This window comes from Treponema bryantii (assembly GCF_900113965.1).
GTDB classification, from domain to species: domain Bacteria; phylum Spirochaetota; class Spirochaetia; order Treponematales; family Treponemataceae; genus Treponema_D; species Treponema_D bryantii_A.
On record NZ_FORI01000019.1, the window covers coordinates 1 to 3,757 of the forward strand.

General features: G+C 40.6%; 7 protein-coding genes and 2 tRNA genes. 2 read left to right on the forward strand and 7 right to left on the reverse strand.

Annotated elements, in window-relative coordinates:
* Positions 1-385: 385 nt before the first annotated feature.
* On the forward strand, positions 386-811 hold the full coding sequence (locus tag BM161_RS14060; protein ID WP_074933901.1) for an EamA family transporter: 426 nt from the start codon (positions 386-388) through the stop codon (positions 809-811).
* A 111-nt stretch (positions 812-922) separates the two neighbouring features.
* On the opposite strand, the gene BM161_RS14065 is transcribed toward BM161_RS14060, so the two are convergent.
* The 4 genes from BM161_RS14065 to BM161_RS14075 are packed head-to-tail and all read right to left on the reverse strand — an operon-like array spanning position 923 to position 2,807.
* Positions 923-2,041, reverse strand: coding sequence for an acyltransferase family protein (locus BM161_RS14065; protein WP_074933903.1), 1,119 nt, complete (start codon positions 2,039-2,041; stop codon positions 923-925).
* Positions 2,042-2,091: 50 nt separating this feature from the next.
* Positions 2,092-2,334: a GNAT family N-acetyltransferase gene (locus tag BM161_RS14070; protein WP_143090589.1), complete on the reverse strand. Its 243-nt coding sequence runs from the start codon at positions 2,332-2,334 to the stop codon at positions 2,092-2,094.
* Between the two features lie 10 nt (positions 2,335-2,344).
* Complete coding sequence (locus tag BM161_RS14525; RefSeq protein ID WP_280521790.1) at positions 2,345-2,479, reverse strand: hypothetical protein; 135 nt, start codon at positions 2,477-2,479, stop codon at positions 2,345-2,347.
* A 13-nt stretch (positions 2,480-2,492) separates the two neighbouring features.
* A complete protein-coding gene (locus tag BM161_RS14075) occupies positions 2,493-2,807 on the reverse strand; it encodes a TfoX/Sxy family protein (RefSeq protein WP_074933909.1) in 315 nt (104 codons plus the stop codon).
* Positions 2,808-2,936: 129 nt separating this feature from the next.
* Between BM161_RS14075 and BM161_RS14080 the strand changes: the two genes are divergently transcribed.
* Positions 2,937-3,161, forward strand: a complete 225-nt coding sequence (locus tag BM161_RS14080; protein ID WP_074933906.1) for a hypothetical protein — start codon at positions 2,937-2,939, stop codon at positions 3,159-3,161.
* 134 nt (positions 3,162-3,295) lie between these two features.
* Here BM161_RS14080 and BM161_RS14085 read toward each other — a convergent pair.
* The 3 genes from BM161_RS14085 to BM161_RS14095 form a co-directional block, all read right to left on the reverse strand.
* Positions 3,296-3,368, reverse strand: a tRNA-Cys gene (locus BM161_RS14085).
* 3 nt (positions 3,369-3,371) lie between these two features.
* A tRNA-Trp gene (locus tag BM161_RS14090) sits at positions 3,372-3,445 on the reverse strand.
* Between the two features lie 7 nt (positions 3,446-3,452).
* The gene (locus BM161_RS14095) at positions 3,453-3,740 is read right to left on the reverse strand and encodes a helix-turn-helix domain-containing protein (protein ID WP_218150261.1); all 288 of its coding nucleotides are present in this window, start codon (positions 3,738-3,740) and stop codon (positions 3,453-3,455) included.
* Positions 3,741-3,757: the final 17 nt, after the last annotated feature.

Genomic DNA, 3,757 nt, shown 5'->3' on the forward strand with positions numbered 1-3,757 from the left:
AAAAACACATAACACATATAAGGCCCCAGTTTGTCAATAAGAATCCTCAAAAAATAATCACTTAAGGCTGTCTTTTTCAGGCAGTCTTCTTTTTTTAGAGAAAAATGGAGCTTCCGTTCAAAATAAAAAAGCAAAGCCTGAATCGCAATTCAGAAAAAGATTCCAGGAAAAGCGTCCTGAATCAAACACATATAATCGGTCACGGCAGAATGCCTTGTGCCCTGACAATCATCAAAACTAAGCATAACTGACATCTTCCTCATTCTCCGATATAATATTCCTATCTGCCACCGGGTAGGAATGTGCCAGGAACTTTCATCCCTATAACATTCAGCCACATCATTAGGTCGTTGAAGATGGGCAATTTTTCTCTAAGGAGTCGTCCATGTTCAATTACATTTGGCCGCTTTTAATCATTATTTTTTCAAACACACTTTATCAGATTTGCGCAAAGGGAATCCCTGAGCAGATGAACACCTATGCCAGCATGACAATCACTTATGCTGTGGCAACGCTCTTTTCGGCTCTGGCTTTCTTTGTTACATCCAAAGGCGGCAACATCCTAAAAGAATTTTCCCACACTAACTGGGCCACAATCGTTCTTGGAATCGTGATTACCGGACTTGAAGTAGGCTTTATCTTTGCTTACAAGGCCGGCTGGAAAGTAAATACTCTTTCAGTTACGACAAATGCAATTCTTGCCATTGTTCTGATTATTGTAGGCCTAATCGGCTATCATGAAGCAATCAACTGGAATAAAGTCCTGGGAGTTGCAATCTGCCTTGTGGGATTATATTTTATAAACAGATAGGAAAAATTATGTCAAAAGAAATCATATTCAAGCAATGCAGCGAAGAATATGCTGCCATAAAAACTTATGCACCAGTAGCCGAAAAGTTCCCGGAAGGTCGGCTAGCTTAAGTTATCCTTGAACATTGTCATTCCCTTCTATTTCTTTAACCTTTTCGGGCTTTTTCTTACTGATTCCCAATACAGCCCATCTGAAGAATGGAATGCGGCTTATAATCTCGTTCAACGCGTAGCCCAGTGCGAAGCTTGCCGCAAGGCTCAAAATGTAAATTGCCCATACAGGAATGGTTTCAGACTTTCCGAATAGAAGAGCCACAATGGAAAGACCAAGATAATGGAAAACGTAAAGTCCCCAGCTTCGCTTATTGAACCATTTTGTAACATTATTTTCAAAATTAAAGAAGCGGGCAAAACCTCCGATTATGGCAAGACTCATAAACCAGGCAAACATTGTGAAAAGCGGACTTCTGTTTATAGGAACGTCGGCGTAATTCTGTCCGAAATAAACGATACAGAAAGCGATGCATAAACCGCAGGCAACCGTCGCAAAAAGCGGAAACCATTTTTTCATTCTCTCAATAACTTCGTCATGGGAGAAAATAAAGTATCCAAGGAAGAAGACGCAGCCGTAAAGTCCGAACCGGTAAACAACTATAAGAGGCGTATTCAAAATTTGAGCAGCACCCCAAACAAGAGCGCCCAAAAGAATCAGGACAATCACGTTAGTTTTTTCGCATAGCTTCCAGAGATGATCCTTTTCAATTTTTCTTACCAGAACCAGAAGCAAAGAAAGTAACCACAAAACCTGAATGTACCAGAGAACTCCCGTTCCGGAAAGAGCCATAATCAGGTAACGGACGAAAAGAGGTGCCTGGTCAAACTCTCCGCCGTATCCACCCAGACTCATGTTTACATAACCCTGAATAAACTGAAAAGCCAGAAGTCCAATTGTGGAAGGAACCAGAAGCTTTGTAGTGCGGCTTCTCACAAATTCTTTGTTTGTATGATTTTCAAGATACAGGCGTGAACTGATTCCCGATACAATAAAAAGCAGTACCATCATCCAGGGATAAACAATGTACATAAAAGTATCAAACCACTGAACATCCATGGAAGTAATTTTTCCAACAACGCCAACAATTCCTTCTGCGTTGTACATGTAAAAAAGATGATAAATAACGACAATCAGAACTGTAACCCATCTGATATTATCAAGCCAGTGCTTTCTCATTTTCTCCTCCAAAACTCCGTTTGCAATAGTATAACAAAGGTTGTAATTATTTACAAAGCCATCACATAAATCTGGCAGGGATTGGCTTCGTCCCAGAGAAGAGGGAATACTTCGAGTTCCTTAAAACCACAGCTGATGTAAAATAGATTGGTACGATCGTAATCTTTATACATTCCCATTTTCACAGTCTTAACCTGCATGAACTCATAGCCCTGGGCCTTGGCAACTTCTTTGGCTTTTTCTACGAGCTGGCGACCAACACCGTTTCGATGGAACTCTTTCATAACTCCCATAACGGCAAGTTCAACCGTAGCATTTCCTGTCTCCTTCAGACATATCAAGTACTTTTCTTGCGATAGATTGTTTTTCAGCTGAATCTGTAATCTCCAAAATCATATCGAACATATCCTCATTTTCTACAAGATTTATGATTCGCATTTTTTTATCTTTTTCATCTGGCTTTCTTGGTTTTCTTTTCCGGAAGTTCAGCATACATGCCATCAAGAAGTTCTTGAATCAGAGCCTTATCATCAAAACTATCAAATACATGCATCAGAGTTTTTGATTCTTCATACGGATAACGCAGTTCAGAATCTGCAAGCAGTCTGTCCGATGTGGGAGTTCTCTTCAAAAACAGCTCATCACCGCAAATGTCACCTATCAGTTTTCCTTTAAAATATACAAGGTATCCGCCCATCATAGGTTTTATGACAATATCGCCTGCTTCAGAAAAACAGTCGCGAACATATTCATTAAATTCATTCATCCAAATTTTTTCCTTTTCTGCATTATAGCAGAGATTTCCGTTCAAAACACTGTAATAAATCTAGTTTCATGATAAAATACATCACATAGCAATCATTTTGATAATTCTGAAATATAAACGAGGTCCAAAATGAAACTCTTCGGCCGCAAGAAAGCCAGCGAACCAGCCGTACAATTCGATCCCGAAACTCAGTATGCCGTAATCCGCTCTTCAATCTGCACCGGAGAAAAAGTCGCCGGCTTCAAAAACAAAACGGATGGACACTTTACAGAAGTAATGCTCATCCGTTCGTCTGCTGATGAAAAAGAATTCAAAGAAACCTATGGAGTAGAATCTTTGAAAGTTGAATACTAGCGGGGAATACAAGAATCGAACTTACTGACCGTTGCACCAGCAGACCAAAGAAAGGGAATTACCTGAGATTCGAACTCAGAATGCCTGCTCCACGGGCAGGAGTGTTACCTTTACACCAGTAACTCCATAAAAAGAGAACCTGATGGGAATCGAACCCACGATGACGGTTTTGCAGACCGTTGCCTTAACCTGCTTGGCTACAGATTCTATCACGCGCATTAGGATTCGAACCTAAGACCTTCGGTTTTGGAGACCGATGCTACTACCAGCTGAGCTATACGCGTATTTGTTTCATGCACTAAGAACTTCCACGCCCTCCACAACATCGATTTCCATCTCAACCATTCTGGTCACGACAATATCATCCATTGTTACGCCAAGTACCTGTGCAAGTACAACAAGGTTATCGATTGTCGGCATATTTTTTCCCTGGTACCAATTGTAAATCGTCTGGACATACGGAAAATCGAGAAGAATCTGCAGCTGACGAGGTGTAATTCCCCGCTGCTTCATAAGTGTTTTGATTTTTGTACCTGTAGCCTCTAAATCCAGCACAGGTTTAAGATATGTAGTTTTCACGTTGATAACTCCTTACA

Coding starts and splice junctions, on each gene's coding strand:
- BM161_RS14060 (WP_074933901.1), top strand. CDS start 386: ATGTTCAATTACATTTGGCCGCTTTTAATCATTATTTTTTCAAACACA.
- BM161_RS14065 (WP_074933903.1), bottom strand. CDS start 2,041: ATGAGAAAGCACTGGCTTGATAATATCAGATGGGTTACAGTTCTGATT.
- BM161_RS14070 (WP_143090589.1), bottom strand. CDS start 2,334: ATGGGAGTTATGAAAGAGTTCCATCGAAACGGTGTTGGTCGCCAGCTC.
- BM161_RS14525 (WP_280521790.1), bottom strand. CDS start 2,479: ATGCGAATCATAAATCTTGTAGAAAATGAGGATATGTTCGATATGATT.
- BM161_RS14075 (WP_074933909.1), bottom strand. CDS start 2,807: ATGAATGAATTTAATGAATATGTTCGCGACTGTTTTTCTGAAGCAGGC.
- BM161_RS14080 (WP_074933906.1), top strand. CDS start 2,937: ATGAAACTCTTCGGCCGCAAGAAAGCCAGCGAACCAGCCGTACAATTC.